This window comes from Mesorhizobium sp. M0802, from assembly GCF_040320115.1.
Lineage (GTDB): Bacteria > Pseudomonadota > Alphaproteobacteria > Rhizobiales > Rhizobiaceae > Mesorhizobium.
On record NZ_JAMYOY010000013.1, the window covers coordinates 1 to 17,118 of the forward strand.

General features: G+C 63.5%; 14 protein-coding genes and 1 tRNA gene. 7 read left to right on the plus strand and 8 right to left on the minus strand.

Annotated elements, in window-relative coordinates; genetic code table 11:
- Window positions 1–293: 293 nt before the first annotated feature.
- On the minus strand, window positions 294–1,526 hold the full coding sequence (locus NKI10_RS18460; RefSeq protein WP_023736814.1) for an ABC transporter substrate-binding protein: 1,233 nt from the start codon (window positions 1,524–1,526) through the stop codon (window positions 294–296).
- Between the two features lie 178 nt (window positions 1,527–1,704).
- Here NKI10_RS18460 and NKI10_RS18465 point away from each other — a divergent pair, with 178 nt between their 5' ends.
- Genes NKI10_RS18465 through NKI10_RS18475 form a run of 3 tightly spaced genes read left to right on the plus strand, consistent with a single transcriptional unit; the run spans window position 1,705 to window position 4,475 of the window.
- Complete coding sequence (locus tag NKI10_RS18465; RefSeq protein ID WP_352861331.1) at window positions 1,705–2,475, plus strand: SDR family oxidoreductase; 771 nt, start codon at window positions 1,705–1,707, stop codon at window positions 2,473–2,475.
- A gap of 2 nt (window positions 2,476–2,477) precedes the next feature.
- Window positions 2,478–3,545: an ABC transporter ATP-binding protein gene (locus tag NKI10_RS18470; protein ID WP_352861333.1), complete on the plus strand. Its 1,068-nt coding sequence runs from the start codon at window positions 2,478–2,480 to the stop codon at window positions 3,543–3,545.
- A gap of 48 nt (window positions 3,546–3,593) precedes the next feature.
- The gene (locus tag NKI10_RS18475) at window positions 3,594–4,475 is read left to right on the plus strand and encodes a MurR/RpiR family transcriptional regulator (RefSeq protein ID WP_352861335.1); all 882 of its coding nucleotides are present in this window, start codon (window positions 3,594–3,596) and stop codon (window positions 4,473–4,475) included.
- Between the two features lie 3 nt (window positions 4,476–4,478).
- Here the strand turns inward: NKI10_RS18475 and NKI10_RS18480 are convergent, their stop codons facing one another.
- On the minus strand, window positions 4,479–4,790 hold the full coding sequence (locus tag NKI10_RS18480; protein WP_023698733.1) for a DUF167 family protein: 312 nt from the start codon (window positions 4,788–4,790) through the stop codon (window positions 4,479–4,481).
- 13 nt (window positions 4,791–4,803) lie between these two features.
- Window positions 4,804–5,094 (minus strand): YggT family protein, encoded by a 291-nt coding sequence (locus NKI10_RS18485; protein ID WP_352861337.1) that lies wholly within the window; start codon window positions 5,092–5,094, stop codon window positions 4,804–4,806.
- A 148-nt stretch (window positions 5,095–5,242) separates the two neighbouring features.
- Here NKI10_RS18485 and NKI10_RS18490 point away from each other — a divergent pair.
- Window positions 5,243–5,318, plus strand: a tRNA-Ala gene (locus tag NKI10_RS18490).
- A 100-nt stretch (window positions 5,319–5,418) separates the two neighbouring features.
- Here the strand turns inward: NKI10_RS18490 and NKI10_RS18495 are convergent.
- Window positions 5,419–7,380, minus strand: a complete 1,962-nt coding sequence (locus NKI10_RS18495; protein WP_352861339.1) for an acyltransferase family protein — start codon at window positions 7,378–7,380, stop codon at window positions 5,419–5,421.
- 103 nt (window positions 7,381–7,483) lie between these two features.
- Window positions 7,484–8,092 carry a TetR/AcrR family transcriptional regulator gene (locus tag NKI10_RS18500; protein WP_023698731.1) on the minus strand — a complete coding sequence of 203 codons (609 nt, stop codon included), beginning with the start codon at window positions 8,090–8,092 and terminating at the stop codon, window positions 7,484–7,486.
- A gap of 108 nt (window positions 8,093–8,200) precedes the next feature.
- On the opposite strand from NKI10_RS18500, the gene NKI10_RS18505 reads away from it, so the two are divergent.
- The 3 genes from NKI10_RS18505 (at window position 8,201) to NKI10_RS18515 (ending at window position 12,803) form a co-directional block, all read left to right on the plus strand.
- A complete protein-coding gene (locus NKI10_RS18505; RefSeq protein WP_023745372.1) occupies window positions 8,201–8,887 on the plus strand; it encodes a PspA/IM30 family protein in 687 nt (228 codons plus the stop codon).
- Window positions 8,888–8,998: 111 nt separating this feature from the next.
- A complete protein-coding gene (locus NKI10_RS18510; RefSeq protein WP_023668598.1) occupies window positions 8,999–9,286 on the plus strand; it encodes a YiaA/YiaB family inner membrane protein in 288 nt (95 codons plus the stop codon).
- A gap of 91 nt (window positions 9,287–9,377) precedes the next feature.
- On the plus strand, window positions 9,378–12,803 hold the full coding sequence (locus NKI10_RS18515; protein ID WP_352861342.1) for an acyl-[ACP]--phospholipid O-acyltransferase: 3,426 nt from the start codon (window positions 9,378–9,380) through the stop codon (window positions 12,801–12,803).
- Window positions 12,804–12,851: 48 nt separating this feature from the next.
- On the opposite strand, the gene NKI10_RS18520 is transcribed toward NKI10_RS18515, so the two are convergent.
- The 3 genes from NKI10_RS18520 to NKI10_RS18530 form a co-directional block, all read right to left on the minus strand.
- A complete protein-coding gene (locus tag NKI10_RS18520; protein ID WP_352861344.1) occupies window positions 12,852–14,066 on the minus strand; it encodes a hypothetical protein in 1,215 nt (404 codons plus the stop codon).
- 52 nt (window positions 14,067–14,118) lie between these two features.
- A complete protein-coding gene (locus NKI10_RS18525) occupies window positions 14,119–15,069 on the minus strand; it encodes a hypothetical protein (RefSeq protein ID WP_352861346.1) in 951 nt (316 codons plus the stop codon).
- Between the two features lie 126 nt (window positions 15,070–15,195).
- The gene (locus tag NKI10_RS18530) at window positions 15,196–16,977 is read right to left on the minus strand and encodes an ABC transporter ATP-binding protein (protein WP_352861348.1); all 1,782 of its coding nucleotides are present in this window, start codon (window positions 16,975–16,977) and stop codon (window positions 15,196–15,198) included.
- Window positions 16,978–17,118 lie beyond the last annotated feature (141 nt).

Genomic DNA, 17,118 nt, shown 5'->3' on the forward strand with positions numbered 1-17,118 from the left:
CCTCCCCCCGGGGGGCGGGTGCTGCCGCCCCCCGCCCGCGGGGGGGGGGGGGGGTGTTGGGGCGTCTCTCGTGGGGGGGGGGGGGGGGGGTCGACGGAGTGGATGTCGACCCTTGGGGCGCAAGGCGAGGTGATGTTTGCCCCTATTGCCCTTCCTATGTCCATCGCGGCGGTTGCCAGGTGGTTCCCCCACTCCGTCTCGGCTTCGCCGAGCCACCTCTCCCCCCTCCGGAGGGAGAGGAAAGTGTGGCGCGCCCCGATCTCTGGGGCGCCCCGGGCGCAGGGAGATACGCCCTATTTCTTGATCACGGCGTTGGCCTTGGCAGCCGCTTCCTTCAAGCCTGCCTCGGGGTCGCCGCCGAGATAGATCTTCTGCATGGCATCCGAGGTGATCTGGGCGACTTCTTCCCAGCCGGGGATGACCGGCGCAAAGCGGGCGTCGGGCAGCAGCGCGGTGAACGCTGCCAGATCGGCATTGTTGACGTAATAGTCCATCTTGGCCTCTTCCTTGTTCACCGGCAGGAAGCCTTCCCCTTGCGTGAACTTGGCGCGCTGTTCGGTGGTGAACAGGAAGTCGAGCAGCTTCCAGGCCTCATCCTTGTTCTTGGAATTCTTGAACATGATGATGGAATCGGTGACGCCGTACGTGCCGCGCGCGCCGGTCGGTCCGGCGGGGATAGCGGCCACGCCGTATTTCAGGTTCGGCGCCTCGTCCTTGATCTGGTTGGACAGGAAGGGCGCGGTGATCATCATGCCGACCTTGCCCTGCTTGAACAGGTTCTGGACGTCCTCGCGGTTGTTGGAGGTGACGCCGGGTTCCGTCAGGCCTTCGTCGATCATCGACTTGTAGAGCTTGGCGGCTTCGAGCGCGCCCGGCGTGCCGAGGCCCGACGTGCCATCCTTGTTGAGAATCTCGGTGCCTTGCGACCACATCGCATAATAATAATAGACGTCGGTCTCGATCTCCTTGCCCTGCAGGCCGAAGCCGAACGTGCCGGTGCCCAGTGCCTTGATCTTGCGCGCATCCTCCTGCAACTCGGTCCAGGTTGCCGGCGGGTTGGCGATTCCGGCCTTCTCGAACAATTCCTTGTTGTAGTACATGGCGCGCGCCGAGGCCGCGATCGGCAGGCCATAGGTCTTGCCCTCCATGATCGACGGCGACAGGAAGGTGTCGATGAAGCGGTCCTTGAAGTCTGGCTTGATGTAGGCGTCGAGCGGCTCGGCGACATCCTGCTGGACGAAATCGATCAGCCAGCGGGTGCCGATGATCGACAGGTCGGCATTGGTACCGGCCGTGATGTCGGTGGTCAGCTTCTGCAGCAGCACGTCCCACGGCACAACTTCGAACTTGACGGTGATACCCGGGTTGGCTGCCTCGAATTCCTTTTTCACCGCTTCGAAATACGGGCCGGTCTTGGCGCTGTATTCGGCGACGGTTACGCGCACCTCGCCGGCATCTGCCTGCGCGGCCAGGGCGAGCAGGCTCATTCCGGCCATCACGCCGACAGTCCATTTTGCAAGCTTCATTCGATCTCTCCCATTTGATTGCGTCTGCACTCTTGCGGCTTTGAGGCGGCCACGGCTTTATGTGACTTTCCTACATTATCCATGATTTCGCGCTGTGCAAGCGGATTATCCTGTTGCTTAATTACATTTCTTAAAATAGCGTTTTCCGATTATCGTAGATCCCAGGGAGGCGCGCAGCGTGGTTTCAACGGCCGAATTCGCAGGCAAGACCGTGCTGGTGACCGGCGCCGGCGGCGGGCTCGGCTCGGCTATTGTGGCGCTGCTGGCCGAACGAGGCGCGCGCGTCGTCGGCTGCGACCAGTCGCAAGACCAGCTCGGCAGTCCGCATCTGGCGTCGCGCCACGTCTTCGACCTTCTCGACCGGATCTCCACCGATGCCGCGATCACGGCGATCCTCGAGAAAGACGGCGTGCCCGACATCCTGATCAACAATGCCGGCTGGACGCGCGCCGAGACTCTTGCAGCGCTGACCCCCGACAAGATCACGCATGAACTCGACCTCAATCTGACCGGGGTGATGCTGTTCGCCGATCCGCTGATCAAGGCAATGGCCGCGCGCGGTTCGGGCAGCGTCGTCTTCATCTCTTCCGTCAACGCCATCGCCCACTTCGGCAACCCGGCCTATGCCGCAGCCAAGGCCGGCATCAATGCCTATGCCAAAGCGATCGCTGTGGAACTCGGCCGCAACGGGCTGCGCGCCAATGTCGTCTGCCCCGGCTCGATCCGCACCGCCGCATGGGACCATCGGCTGGCCAAGAACCCGGATGTTCTCGGCAAGCTCAAGCGGCTCTATCCGCTCGGCCGCATCGTCGACGCCACGGAAGTGGCCGAAGCGGTGGCCTTCCTTGTTTCGGATCGCGCATCGGGGATAACCGGCGCGGTGGTGCCGGTCGACGCCGGACTGACCGCCGGCTTCCTGCCCTTCATCGACGACATATTGGGAGCCTGACCATGACCGATGTCGAGTTCCGCGACCTGTCGAAATCTTTCGGACGCCATAAGATCCTCGAAAACATCAGCCTCGACATCAAGAGCGGCGAGTTCGTCGTGCTGGTCGGCCCTTCCGGCTGCGGCAAGTCGACCTTGCTGCGCATGCTGGCCGGGCTGGAGCCGATCACCTCAGGCGACCTCTTGATCGGCGGCGTGCGCGCCAACGATTTGCCGCCACAGCAGCGTAACATCGCGATGGTCTTCCAGTCCTATGCGCTGTTTCCGCACCTGAAAGCGGCCGACAACATCGGCTTTGGCCCAAAGATCCGCGGCGAAAGCCGCACGGCAATCGACGCCAAGGTGAAAAAGGCCTCTGGCGTCCTCAACCTGTTCTCCTATCTCGACCGCTATCCCCGGGAACTGTCGGGCGGCCAGCGCCAGCGCGTCGCAATGGGCCGCGCCATCGTGCGCGAACCCTCGGTGTTCCTGTTCGACGAGCCGCTCAGCAATCTCGACGCGCAACTGCGCGTGCAGATGCGCACCGAGATCAAGGCGCTGCACCAGCGGCTGAAATCGACCATCGTCTATGTCACCCACGACCAGATCGAGGCCATGACCATGGCCGACCGCATCGTGGTGATGGACCGCGGCAAGATCCAGCAGGTCGGCGCACCGCTGGAACTCTACGACCGTCCCGCCAACAAATTCGTCGCCTCCTTCATCGGCTCGCCGTCGATGAGTTTTGTCTCCGGCGCCCTGAAGACGACGCCCGAGAAAAGCTGGTTCGAATCGGCCGGCGGAGGGCGACTGGCGCTCGGCAGCAAGACGGTGCCGGCTGGCAGCACGGTCGAGGCCGGCATACGGCCCGAACACTTCGTCATCGGCGAGGCTGTCGACGCGATGGCGATCAAGGTCGATGTCGTCGAGCCGACCGGCTCGGAAACCCATGTCTATGGTGCGATCGGTGCCGACACGGTGCGCGCCGTGTTCCGCGACCGGATCCAGGTCAAGCCGGGTGAACTGCTGCCGGTCTCGGTAGCGCCGGGCAACATCCATCTGTTCGACACGGCGACAGGCCTGCCGCTATGAGCGCCGGCATGAAAACGAAAATACCACGATGAAGACGACAACCCAGAAATGAAAACGCCGGCCGACATCATCACGCGCCTGCAGCTGATGTCGCAGGACGGCACCAAATCGGACCGCCGCCTGGCCGGTCTCGTGCTCACAGATCTCGACTTTGCCTCCAAGGCGGCAATCTCGGAAATTGCCGCGCGCGTCGGCGTCAGCGAGCCGACGGTCACCCGTTTCTGCCGCAATCTCGGCTGCGAGGGTCTGCGCGATTTCAAATTCTACCTGGCGCAGGCGATCGCCATTGGCGGCCAGTATCTATCGCCCGAACCGCTGAACCGGGACGCGCGCGAGCAGCGCATTGCGTCGGCCATCACCGAAGCGGCAATCGCCGCCATCCAGCGCGCCAGCGAAAACCTCGACATGAAGACGCTGGTGGGCGTGGCCGCGCGCATCGTCAGTTCGGGCAATGTGCTGTGCATCGGCTCCGGCGGCATTTCCTCGATGATGGCGACCGAGATGCAGAACCGGCTGTTTAGGCTCGGCGTGCCGGTGCTGGCGCAGATCGACGGGCAATTGCAGCGCATGTATGCCGCGGTCGCCACATCGGAGACGACGCTGATCGCGTTCTCGGTGTCCGGCTATGCGCGCTCGGTGATCGACGCCGTGCAGGTGGCCCAGCAATATGGCGCCACCACCATCGCCGTAACCCCGCCGGAATCAGCGCTGGCCAAGGCCGCCGATACCGTCATCCAGTTCCAGTCGCTGGAGGACGGCAACATCTACAAGCCGACCTCGTCGCGCTATGCGCTGCTTTCGATCGTCGACATTATCGTCACCTCGGTGGCCGAGACGCGCGGACCAAGGGTTCTGGAAAACCTGCGCCGCATCAAGCAGAGCGTGAACACGCTGAAGGTCGACGATCCAAAGTTGCCGCTGGGGGATTGAGGACTAACGGCCGAGCGCTTTGATGCTCGTCACCAGCGCCGCCGGATCGCCATTCACGCGTAGCGTCTTCAAGCGAGCGGTAGCGCCAGCAACGACCGACACCGCCGATGCGGGAACTCCCAGCGCCTTGGCGACAAGTCTTTGCAATGCTTGATTGGCCGCGCCATTCTCCGGCACGGCGCGCACGCGCGCCTTCAAATGGCTGCGCCCGTCGGCCATCGTCTCCACGCCTCCGAGCCTGTCCACGGAAGACTTCGGCGTCAGCCGGATAAACAGGTCGATGCCGTCGGCGCGCAAGCGGAATGGCGCGCTCATGCCGCCGTCAGGTTCACAGGACCAGCGGCGCTATCGTGGTGAGAATGAGCTGCCTGAGAAAGAACAGGAGCAGAAGCAGGATGATCGGCGAGATGTCGACGCCGCCAAGGTCGGGCATGAACCGACGGATTGGACGCAGCGCCGGCTCGGTCAGCCGGTAGAGCAGGTTGCCGATGCTGCCGACGAACTGATTGCGCGAGTTGACGACGTTGAACGCATAGAGCCAGGAAAAGATCGCCGAGGCGATGATGACCCACCAGTACAGGTCCAGCGCCATGACGATTGTTTGAATGAGGGCGAGCATGCCGGTCTCCGATTGTTGCCGACATGTAGCCATTGAGCGCGAAACCGGCAAGGGCCGGTCGCCTACAAGCATCGGGCACAAGGGATTTCGGCAAAACCCCGCCTTGACAGGAAACCGCAGCCTTCGATAAATGCGCCATCCGCTGGACGGGGCTGTAGCTCAGCTGGGAGAGCGCGTCGTTCGCAATGACGAGGTCAGGAGTTCGATCCTCCTCAGCTCCACCAGCGGAATTTCCATTTCTTTGCTCGTCCCGAAAATATCTGGACTCTGTGCCTGCTGGAGCAACTTGGGAAAGCGCGAGGCCCTTTCGCTTTGGGAATCGCATCACAGGCCGAGCCTGGGGGCGAGATAAGGCGCGAGCGCAAGCGAATAGGTGGCCGTCAAATGACCGGTGTCGCGCCAGACGATCATATTGCCGACGACCGCCGGGCATAGTTCCGGTCCGCACAAAGCGTCAGTCATATCGACGACGCGCACGTTTTTCTGACCCTCCGCGGCAAGCGCCAACAGGTTGTTGAGCTCGGCGTCGCTTCTTTTGGTGGAGCATTTTGCGGGCGTGGCGCTCAGGCAATCGCCGGGTTCGAATCGCATCAAGGGCGTGTTGCGGATGACGATGATCTGCGAACCTGCCTCGGTCAGTTCGCTCCAGACATTGCGCAGCCCCTCGATCATCAGGTCATCCGGAACCGATCCGGCGTTGGACTGGCTGGTGATGACGGCGAGCGGCCTGAGCTTTAAAACCTCAGCCAGCACTTTCTCCCTCCACTCGTAGCAAGATGGATACGGTTTGCCGTCCGACTTGGTAGGCGCACGCGCGAATGCGCAGGCGGATTTCGAGAAAGAAACCAGTTTGAATTTGCGGTCCCTGGCGATCTTGTTCAAGGCTGGACCCCATTGGGCAGCGTGGGAATCGCCAACGAGGACGATGGTTTTCGGGCCGGCGGGGTCGCCCAGCACGCATCCCACCGGTTTTGCGCCTTTGAGGTTCTGCTGACATCCCGCCGAGAACAACCTCGACACATCCCGCCTTAGCCTGGCCAGCGGCGGCAGGAGGTCAACATCGTCCGGAACCGCGGCGCCGGTCAGCAAGGCGGCAGGCCCGGGATAGGCCGGCGTGCCGATCAGCGTAATGTCGGTGCGTTGCGTCGTCACGAAATGCAGCAGCCCCTCCGATGCCGCCACGCATGCCAGGACAGCGATGGTGCCGTACCCCAGCGGCTTCCACCAGGCACCCCGGGATTGCCGGCAGGGTTGTTCGACATAGCGATAAGACAGGTCCGACAGGACCACGGTCACCGCAATCAGGCCGGCACCACTGGCAAAGGTCAGCGAAAAGCCCTGTCCCAGGAAGAATGTGATCAACGGCCAATGCCAGAGATAGATCGAATAGGACCTATCGCCGATGAACCGAAGCGGCCACAAATCGAGCCCACGAAACCGACCGGCTTGGCCTTCGCCAGCCAGGATGATGAGCACGGTGGCCAGGGTTGGCAGCAACGCACTGAGGCCAGGGAACGGTGTCGCCGCTGAAAACAGAAGAGCGGAGGCAAGGATGCCGGCGGTGCCGGCAAGCGCCATCACCCGGCTTGCACCCGCGCCCAGGCGGAACCGGTGCTCGCCAAGCACCAGCAGGCCGCCCAACGCCAATTCCCACAGGCGTGTATGGCTGACGAAATAGGCCTGTGCCGAATCCGTTTTCGTCAGGATGACCGAGGCGGCCAGCGATGCCAGGAAAACGAGCGACAATGTCGTCGCCAAGCATCGTCGCAAGGAGAGATGCCATCGCCGCGCCAGCCAGATCACGCCGATCATGAGCACCGGCCAGACGATGTAGAACTGCTCTTCTATGGAAAGCGACCAGTAATGCTGCACCGGCGTCGGCAGATTGTCGGCGTCGAGATAGCTGACTGCCTCGTGGGCCAGACGCCAGTTCTCGACATAGAGCGCGCTGGCCAGGATCTGGTTGGCCGTTTCCTCCCAGCGCGCCTTGGAAATGAACAGCAGCGTACCGAGCAGCGTCACCAATAGAACCAGGATCGCTGCTGGCAGGAGCCGGCGGATTCGTCGCGAATAGAATTCGATCAGCGAGACGCGACCGTCGCGCAGCGCCATCTGCGCCAGCAGCCCGGTGATCAGATAGCCAGAGATGACGAAAAAGACGTCGACGCCGATATATCCGCCGGGAAGAGCATGGGGCCACAGGTGAAAGACGACGACCAGAGCGACGGCCAGTCCGCGCAACCCTTGTATTTCGGGTCGAAACCGACGGTTCTGATCGATTGTCACCGGGTATCCCCCAACAGTCTCAGCCGGCCTGGATCAACCGGCAGTTCGCGCCACGATCTTCATAAGGGCAGAGTGCCGTGAGGCAAGAGCCGATCGCAGCAGTTCATTCCCTTTCCGTCTCCAGTCCGCTCACCAGCGTGCCGACGAAACCCAGCAGCTCACTTTCGAGATCGGTGGACGCCAGGCCAATGAAACGGTCTTCGAGCGAGATGGCGACGATCCCATGCACGGCGGAGAACAGCGTGCGCGCGCGGGCCAAAAGCTCCGGCGTTGCCGCCGCCGGGAGCAGCGCCGCCAGCGGCTCGACGAGATGCTGGATCAGCACGGCATGTTCGGCCAGATGCCATCCGGGCACCGCCACGCCTGGCGCCATGCGATGCTCGAACAGCGCCTTCCACGCCATGCGATTGTCGCGCGCGAAAGAGAGATAGGCTTTGGCCAGAGCCCTCAGCTTGGCCCTTGGCTCGGCCGCGCCGGTCGCCTCCTGTTCCAACGCCGCCCCAAGTCTTGCCAGCGTGATCGAGTTGACGTGCAGGATGAGCTCGTCCAGGTCGGCGAAGGCGGTGTAGAGCGCGCCCAGCGCGCAGCCGGCATCGGCCGTGATGTCGCGCGCACGCAGACCGGCGAGCCCCGAGGACTGGATGCGCGCTTGCGCGGCCTCGATCAGCCTGCCTTTGAGGTCCTCGCGTTTGGCGTCCCGTTTTGCGGTCATTAACCTTCTCTTATGCGCAAGTCATGAACAACGTTCATTTTATCCTTGAACGCCGTTCACGGTGTGCTACATTGGGTCGTGAACAACGTTCATAGAGGAGAAACGGAAATGTTGAAACAGTTTTTTGCTCTCGTTCGCGGCCGAAGCTACGAAGCCGCCGAGGCGGTCGTCGACCGCAACGCGCTGATAATCCTGCGCCAGCAGATCCGCGATTGCGCCGACGCTATCGCGGCCGCCCGCCGGGCGGTTGCAATTGCCATCGCCCAGAATGAACAGGAAGTCGCGCAGTACAAGAAGCTTGTCCTCCGCATCGACGATTTGGAGAAGCGCACGATCGCCGCGATCGAGCAGGGACAGAATGAACTGGCCCGCGAAGCCGCCGAAACCATCGCCATGCTGGAAGCCGAACGCGACGCCTCCGCCGAGGCGCAGAAAAGCTTCGGCACCGAGATCGAGCGTCTCAAGCGGATTATCCGCGTCTCCGAAATGCGCCTGCGCGAATTGCAGCGCGGCCAGCGCATCGTTGCCGCGGTCGACTCGACCCAGCGCCTGCGAGAAAGCGCGCCCGGCTCCAGCCTGTCGGCGCTCAGGGACGCCGAGGAGACGCTGCTGCGCCTGCGCACCAGGCAAAAGCAGATCGACGCCACCGCGGCCGCCATGGCCGAGATGGAACAGTCGGGCGATCCTGCCGCGGTCTCAGAGAAGCTTGCGGCCGCCGGCTGCGGCGCGCCGCTGAGAAGCAGCGCCGACGCCGTGCTCGAACGGCTCACGAAGACCATGACCAAGCCGGCCTGATCGTACCCGGCCTGATTGTTATCCAGTCTGATTGTATCCGGCCTGATTGTATCCAGCCTGAAACAGACCCACGCCCAACCAACCTAACCTTGAAACGAAAGGACCATATCGATGACCCCGAACACCTATTCCCCCAAGGACTCAAGCGCCTGGAAGACCTTCACCATGGCCAGTTTCGCCGTTGCCGCCACGATGATGGCCGGCGGCATCTACTTCATGGAGGCGAGCTTCGCCGCCAAGGGGTTTTATGCGATGGCCGCCATCATGCTCGTGCACACCTCGATCACCATCACCAAGACGCTGCGCGACTCGGAAGAGGCAAGCCGCTTCATCAACCGGCTGGAAGACGCCAAGACCGAGAAGTTGCTGATGGAAGTCAGCCGCAGTAACGAAGTGTAACCGGGTTCCCGCTAAACAAGGCTCAACGCGCAAGACCGCTGATCAATCCAGCCAGGATTTTAATCGGTCTTGCCCAATGGAAGTCGCCGCTATGGAAATCGCCCCGATCAACCGACCGACAGCTCATCTGATGACGTCCAGGCGCTTTGCGCCCTTGTTCTGGACGCAGTTCCTGTCCGCCTTCAACGATAATTTCCTCAAGAACACGCTGGTGTTCCTTATTCTGTTCACGCTGGCGGCGGACCAGGCGGCATCACTGGTCACCTTGGCGGGCGCCGTCTTCATGGCCCCCTTCCTGCTCCTGTCGGCGCTCGGCGGCGAGCTCGCCGACCGCTTCGACAAGGCTCTCATAGCCAAGCGTCTGAAATTCGCCGAGATCGCGGCGGCGGGTGTCTCCGTCGTCGGCATCGCCCTGTCGTCCATTCCCGTGCTGATGACGGCGCTGTTGATGTTCGGCGTTATCTCGGCGCTGTTCGGACCGATCAAATACGGAATCCTGCCCGATCACCTCGAACGCAAGGAACTGCCCAAGGCCAACGCCTGGATCGAGTCAGCCACGTTTGCCGCGATTCTCGGCGGCACCATAGCCGGCGGCGTCGTTTCCGCCGATGGTATCGGCGTCGCGGTGTTCGGACCGATCATGATGGCGCTCGCCGTCGGTTGCTGGCTCGTCAGCCGCTATATCCCGTCCACCGGTTCGGCGGCGCCCGACCTTGTCATCGACAAGAACATCTTCCGCTCGACCTGGCGCCAGGTCACCGAATTGCGCACCGACACGCGCATCTGGCGCGCCGGCCTGATGACGTCTTGGTTCTGGCTGATCGGCGCCATCGTGCTCTCGCTCCTGCCGGTGCTGATCAAGGATTCGCTCGGCGGCAACGAAATGGCCGTCACCGTCTACCTCGCCGTGTTCGCCGTCTCGATCGCCATCGGTTCGGCCATCGCCGCCTGGATGTCGCAGGGCCGCATCGTGCTGTTGCCGGCACCGGTCGGCACGGCGCTGCTCGCCCTGTTCGGCCTGCATCTCGCCTGGACCATCTCCGGCATGACGCCGTCGCCCCAGGCGGAAACCCTTGGCGCATTCTTCGCCGGCCCAAACACGATCCGCGTCGCCATCGACCTCGCCGGCATGGCCATTGCAGCCGCTTTCCTGGTGGTGCCGACCTTCGCCGCCGTGCAGGCCTGGTCGCCCGAAGCGCGGCGCGCCCGGGTCGTCGCCGCCGTCAGTATCGTCAATGCCGGCTTCATGACTGGCGGCGGCATCATCATGGCCCTGATCCAGACGAAGGTCTCGACCGGCGGCATCCTGTTCGGCCTCGTCGCGGCCAATGCGATTGCCGCCTGGCTGATGCTGAAATATTTGCCGACGAACCCCTTCCGTGACTTCGTCTCCATCCTGTTCCGCGCTTTCCTGCGCCTCGAAGTCGAGGGTATGGAAAACCTCAAGGCGGCCGGCAAGGCGCCGATCCTGGCGCTCAACCATGTCAGCTTCCTCGACGGTCCGCTCGCCTTGACGCTGACCGATGAGGAGCCGGTCTTCGCCATCGACTACACCATTGCCCAGGCCTGGTGGATGAAGCCGTTCATGAAACTTGCCCGCGCTTTGCCGCTCAACCCGGCCAAGCCGATGTCGACCCGCACGCTGATCAAGATCGTGCAGGGCGGCGATCCGCTGGTGATCTTCCCGGAGGGACGCATCACGGTGACCGGCGGCCTGATGAAGGTCTATGACGGCGCCGCCATGGTTGCCGACAAGACCGGCTCGATGGTTGTGCCGGTGCGCATCGACGGGCTGGAGAAGACCTACTTCTCGCGGTTGAGCTCGCAGCATGTGCGCCGCCGCCTGTTCCCGAAGGTCAAGGTGACCATTCTGGAACCGGTCAAGCTCGAGGTGCCGCAAGAGCTGAAGGGCCGCAAGCGCCGCGCCGCGGCGGGTTCCGCGCTCTACCAGGTGATGTCGGATCTCGTTTTCCGCACCCAGGACATCGACAAGACCGTACTGGAAAAGATCATCGAGACGGCGAACGAACGCGGCATGAATCAGCTCGCAGTTCAGGATCCGGTCACCGGTTCTCTCAGCTACAGCAAGCTGCTCACGGCTGCCGCCGTGCTTGGTGAGAAGTTCCAGAACCTTTATGCCGACCAGCAGACGCTGGGCATCATGCTGCCCAACGCCAACGGCTCTTGCGCGACGCTGCTCGGCGTCATGTCCGCCGGCAAGGTTCCGGCGATGATGAACTTCACCGCAGGTGCTGCCAATATTCTGTCCGCCTGCAAGGCCGCCGAAGTCCGCACCGTGCTGACGTCCCGCGCGTTCGTCGAACAGGCAAAGCTCGGCGCTGTAGTCGAGGAACTCGGTCGCTCGGTCGACATCGTGTGGCTCGACGATCTCAGAAAGGCCATCAGTCTCAAGGATAAGCTGCTCGGCTTGCTGCGCAAGTCGACGCCGCGCGCGAAACGCAAGCCCGGCGATGCGGCGGTGATCTTGTTCACCTCGGGTTCGGAAGGCACGCCGAAGGGCGTCGTTCTGACCCACCGCAACATCCTGGCCAACGCCGCCCAGGCGGCGTCGCGTATCGACTTCCATTCGGGCGACAAGGTGTTCAACGTGCTGCCGATCTTCCACTCCTTCGGCATGACCGCGGGCACGGTGCTGCCGTTGATCTCCGGCGTGCCGGTCTATTTCTACCCCTCGCCGCTGCACTACCGCCTCGTGCCGGAACTGATCTACGGCTCGAACGCGACGATCATCTTCGGCACCGACACCTTCCTCTCCGGCTATGCCCGCACCGCGCACCCCTACGACTTCCGCTCGATACGCTATTGTTTTGCCGGCGCGGAGCCGGTCAAGACAGCGACGCGCATGACCTATATGGAGAAGTTCGGCGTCCGCATACTCGAGGGCTACGGCGTCACCGAGACGGCGCCGGTGATCTCCATCAACACGCCGATGTACAATCGCTCTGGAACCGTCGGCAAGATCATGCCCGGCATGGAATACCGCCTCGATCCGGTCCCCGGCGTCGACGAAGGCGGCCGGCTGTTCGTGCGCGGCCCCAATGTCATGGCCGGTTATCTCCGGGCCGAGAAGCCCGGCGTGCTCGAACCGCTGGAGGACGGCTGGCATGATACGGGCGACGTCGTCGCTATCGACGAAGGCGGCTTCATCACCATTCGCGGCCGCGCCAAGCGCTTCGCCAAGATCGGCGGCGAGATGATCTCGCTCGCCGCTGTCGAAGCGCTGGCCGGCGAATTGTGGAAGGGCTCGCTGTCGGCGGTCGCCACGGTGCCCGACGCGCGCAAGGGCGAAAAGCTGATCCTCATCACTGAGGCATCCGGCGCCACACGAGCGGAATTCCTCGCCTACGCCAAGGCCAACGGCGCCATGGACCTGATGGTCCCGGCCGAAGTGCGGGTGGTCTCAAAGGTACCGGTCCTTGGCTCCGGCAAGCTCGACTTCGCCGCCGTGACAAAAATGGTGCGCGACGAAGAGGCCTTGAAGACCAAGGCCGCCTGACCCGGCTACGGCAACGGGCCGACGCAAGAGCCGGCCCGTTCAGTATGATCAACCCTTCGCATGCCGCTGCGAGATCAGCATCGCCATGCGCTGGACTGCCCGCAACTCCATTTCCACGCCCGGCGACGATGCCAGCGCCGGCATGTTGAGCGCCACCACGGTCAACGGCTCGAGCGTCGCCAGCAGCACATGGGTCGCCTCAAATTTCTCGAACAGCCAGGCCAGCTGCTCGCGTATATCCTGGTCGACTGGCGCCCCCGGCTGCGTATCGGCGAGCGAGCGCACGGGCTCCTGCTCTAGTGCACGGGCCAGCACCTTCAGGTCGAAATCACCGAGGTCGGCTGCCGGCAGGATCAGCGCACCGTCGACAAGAATATGGCTCTGCAGGCCGCGCAGGAAGCGCGCCGAATCGGTGAGGTCGCCCTCGGCCATATGCTTCAGCAACGAGTCGCGGCGCTTCTCCGCGGTGAGGCTGACGCTGTCATTGTAGATGACTGCCAGCAGCGTCGCCGACAGCACGATCACCACGCCCTGCACACTGCCGCGCCAGCCGAGATCGTCGATGCCGCCCAGCGCCAGCCCGGCGAAAACCGAGCTCAGCGTAATCACGGTAAAGGCGCCGATCGTGTCGCGATGGCCGAGGCTCGCGCGTCCAAGGCCGATCGTCAGCCAACACAGGAACAGGATGGCGATGCCGCCAAGCCGAACCGGCACTTCGAACAGGCCGGGCCGGTAGTCGGTGACCATGAACGGAATGATCAACAGCAGCGACAGCGCCATGCGCTCGACCGTGCGGTTTTCGGCCGCCGACAGGCTGTCGCGATCGCGCGTCATCACCAGCCAGCCGATGGCGAGAAAACCTCCGAACTGGAAGGCAAGTAGTACCGCCATCCGCCATGGCTCGGCAAAGCGTTCCGGGATCGGCGCCAGAACGAAGAACAGCAGGGCACCGCCGGCGGCGAACAATTTGAGAGCGAACGGCGCGTGCCGGCGCAGCAGGCCTTCGGTCAGCAGCAGTGCGGCCAGCGGCAGCAGACCCGCCGCCGTGATGGTGACGAAGCGGAAAAAGGCAAGACCCGTGGTCCAGTCGAGGATGCGGCAGGCAAGCAGCACTGCCAGCACCTTGAGGCCGAATAGAAAGCGCTGCGACAGCGGATCGCCCGTGTCGCGCCCGCCTATGATCGATATCACGACAAGCAGGCCAACCAGCGCCGCCAGCGAGGTGATGGTGTCGGCGACGAGCGTGCCGTCGAGGTTCATCATCGGCCGGCTGCCGTCAGCTTGCGGATAAACCGAGACGCCACGAATGAAGCCATCAGCGTGTCCATGGTCTCAGCACATTCCATTGGCGGGTGCTATCGGCCCAGTGAACCACCGGCAAAACCAGCCGCTGCAGCGTGGCCGCCGCACCTGCTACCGCAAGGGCGGCAAGCGAGCCGCGCGGAACGGTGTCGGCGAGATAGGTGCGCGCCGACTGGAAACTCATCTGGCCGATCTGCAGCACATCGTCGCCGCGCCCGTAGTCGAGTTCCTTGCGGCAGAACTCGTTAAAGGTCTCCTCGCGGTGCTTGGCCGTCTCGTCGAAGGTTTTCTTCAGATCGTCCGAGCCGCCCGTATAGGCATTGGTGATGACGAAACGCTCTTCGTCGAAACCCGCTTCGGGGCCGACGCCGAAGACATGGCGGTGCCGCGCCATGATCTGCCGCGCCAGAAGCACATGGGTCAGCGAGCGCCGCGCGCCGGCATGCGGTCCGGGAAACACATTGCTGAACGCCTCCGCGACCATGCCGACGACGGCCGGCACCTGGCTGACGTTGGAGATCCAGATCGGCCTGAACTGGTTGCGCAAAAACATCAGGAAGCAGGTCAGGCCGTAGAGGATCCAGCTGAGACCGCGGCTGCGCTCGTCCGGATCGATCATGACCAGACCGAGGTGCAAGACTTCATAGGGGTTGCCGGCCAGCGAAATCTCCATCAGCGCCAGCGCGTTGAAGGCGATCGGCCGCCCGTCGCTGCGGCGATAGACGATGGTGATGATGGAATGTTCCAGCCGGCTGCGGTCACCGGAAAACACACCGTAGGTCAGGCTGCCGACTTTCAGCGTCTTCGACGCCACCAGCCGCAGATCGCTGCTCAACTGCTCCAGCTCGGCCGCCTTCATCCAGCGCCCGGGCCGCTCCACGACACGCGTCTCGTAGTCGGCGGATACGCGCATGCGCACATCCATGAACCGACCCGGCAGCAGCTGCAGAACCGCCTTGAGCACTGTTTCCCCCAGGGCAAGAACGCCGACCGTATAGTGGCCGTCATCTACCTAAGGCGTGGTAAACCCGAGATGACAAGTCCTGGTTGTGCTTAACAAGGTAAAGCTGCAATCGCCAGCCAGTGCGGCTCAGCTTTCTGCAGCAACCAGATGGCCGTTGCCGACATCGTTCAGAGCCAGCTTCAGCGGCGCCTCGCCGATCCTGCGGGTGGCGCTCGGTATCTCCTGGTCGAGGCGGGCGAAGCGGCTTCTGCGCTGGGCCGGATCGGGCACCGGCACCGCTTCGATCAGCCGCCTCGTATAGGGATGGCGCGGGTTGGAAAACACCTGGTCGCGCGTGCCCATCTCGACGATCTGGCCGAGATACATGACGGCAACGCGGTCGGAAATGTTCTCGACCACCGCCATGTCGTGCGAGATGAAGAGATAGGCGACGCCGAATTCGCGCTGCAATTCCTTCAGCAAATCGAGCACACGCGCCTGCACCGAGACGTCGAGCGCGGAGACGCTTTCGTCAGCGATGATCAGTTTTGGTCGTAGCGCCAGCGCTCGGGCGATGCAGACGCGCTGGCGCTGGCCACCGGAGAATTCGTGCGGGTAAAGCTCCATCTGTTCGGCCGACAGGCCGACACGCTCGAACAGCGCCGCCACCCGTTCCCGGCGCTCGTCCTTGGAGGCGATGCCATGGATCACCAGCGGCTCGGCAACGAGGTCGCCGACGCGCATGCGCGGATCGAGCGAGGCAAAGGGATCCTGGAAAATCATCTGGACGTCACGGCGCACCGCCTTGCGTTCGTCGCGGCCAAGACCGGAGAGATTGCGCCCGCCAATGACGATGTCGCCGCTATACGGCGCCAGTCCGGCCAGCGCCTTGGCGGTCGTCGACTTGCCGCAGCCGGATTCGCCGACCAGAGCAAGCGTTTCGTTGGGCGCGATCGAGAAGCTGACGCCCTCGACGGCGTGGACGCGGCGGGTGACCTGGCCAAAGATGCCGCCACGCAGATCGAAGCGGACATGCAGGTCGTTGACCTCGGCGACATTGGCCGGTTTCAAGACGTCAATCGCATCCCTGGATTTCTGTCGACCGACGCCACTGCCGATGCGCGGCACGGCAGCCAGCAGTTCGCGCGTATAGTCGGCCTGCGGCTGGGCATAAATATCCGATGTCGTGCCTTCTTCGACCATGCGGCCGTCGCGCATGACGATGACCCGGTCGGCCATTTCGGCAACCACGCCCATATCGTGGGTGATCAGGATGACGCTGGTGCCATGCTGGCGCTGCAGGTCGCGCAACAGCTCCAGCACTTCGCCTTGCACGGTGACGTCGAGCGCCGTCGTCGGTTCGTCGGCGATCAGCACGTCGGGCTCGAGCGCCAGCGCCATGGCGATCATCACCCGCTGGCGCATGCCGCCGGAGAGTTCGTGCGGAAACTGCTTTAGCCGGCTTTCGGCCTCCGAAATGCGCACCGCCTTCAACGACTCGACGGCGCGCTGGCGGGCTTGCGCCGCCGACAGGCTGGTATGCGCTTCGATGGATTCGGTCAGTTGCCGGCCGATCGACAGCACCGGATTGAGCGAGGTCATCGGTTCCTGGAAAATCATGGCGATGCGGTCGCCGCGAATGCGCCGCATCTGGCGTTCGTCGAGGGTTGCTAGGTCGGTGTCGCCCCGATTCCCATCCCGAAGACGGATCATGCCTGACGATATGCGCGCCGCCGGCTGCGGCAAAAGCTGCATGATCGCCAGCGCGGTCATCGACTTGCCGGAGCCGGATTCGCCGGCAATGCAGAGCGTCTCGCCGCGCGCCAGCGTCAGCGACAGGTTGGAGACGACATCGCGCTCGCCGTCCTCGCCGCGCACGCTGACGGAGAGGTTGGCGATGGAGAGGACGGGGGTGTCGGCGAGGGTCATTGTGGGTGGAGCCCTGCGACGGATTGGTTCCGTCGCACCATTCGCACAAACCTTGGCGCTGCCCCCCACCCGGACCTCCGGTCCGACCTCCCCACAAGGGGGAGGTAGGGTGGCAGCGCTTTACCCTCCCCCTTGTGGGGA

What these genes read in the sequence shown, in the direction of transcription:
- NKI10_RS18475 (WP_352861335.1), top strand. Translation starts at nt 3,594, where the DNA reads ATGAAAACGCCGGCCGACATCATCACGCGCCTGCAGCTGATGTCGCAG.
- NKI10_RS18485 (WP_352861337.1), bottom strand. Translation starts at nt 5,094, where the DNA reads ATGCTCGCCCTCATTCAAACAATCGTCATGGCGCTGGACCTGTACTGG.
- NKI10_RS18480 (WP_023698733.1), bottom strand. Translation starts at nt 4,790, where the DNA reads ATGAGCGCGCCATTCCGCTTGCGCGCCGACGGCATCGACCTGTTTATC.
- NKI10_RS18515 (WP_352861342.1), top strand. Translation starts at nt 9,378, where the DNA reads ATGGAAATCGCCCCGATCAACCGACCGACAGCTCATCTGATGACGTCC.
- NKI10_RS18505 (WP_023745372.1), top strand. Translation starts at nt 8,201, where the DNA reads ATGTTGAAACAGTTTTTTGCTCTCGTTCGCGGCCGAAGCTACGAAGCC.
- NKI10_RS18530 (WP_352861348.1), bottom strand. Translation starts at nt 16,977, where the DNA reads ATGACCCTCGCCGACACCCCCGTCCTCTCCATCGCCAACCTCTCCGTC.
- NKI10_RS18520 (WP_352861344.1), bottom strand. Translation starts at nt 14,066, where the DNA reads ATGATGAACCTCGACGGCACGCTCGTCGCCGACACCATCACCTCGCTG.
- NKI10_RS18460 (WP_023736814.1), bottom strand. Translation starts at nt 1,526, where the DNA reads ATGAAGCTTGCAAAATGGACTGTCGGCGTGATGGCCGGAATGAGCCTG.
- NKI10_RS18510 (WP_023668598.1), top strand. Translation starts at nt 8,999, where the DNA reads ATGACCCCGAACACCTATTCCCCCAAGGACTCAAGCGCCTGGAAGACC.
- NKI10_RS18470 (WP_352861333.1), top strand. Translation starts at nt 2,478, where the DNA reads ATGACCGATGTCGAGTTCCGCGACCTGTCGAAATCTTTCGGACGCCAT.
- NKI10_RS18500 (WP_023698731.1), bottom strand. Translation starts at nt 8,092, where the DNA reads ATGACCGCAAAACGGGACGCCAAACGCGAGGACCTCAAAGGCAGGCTG.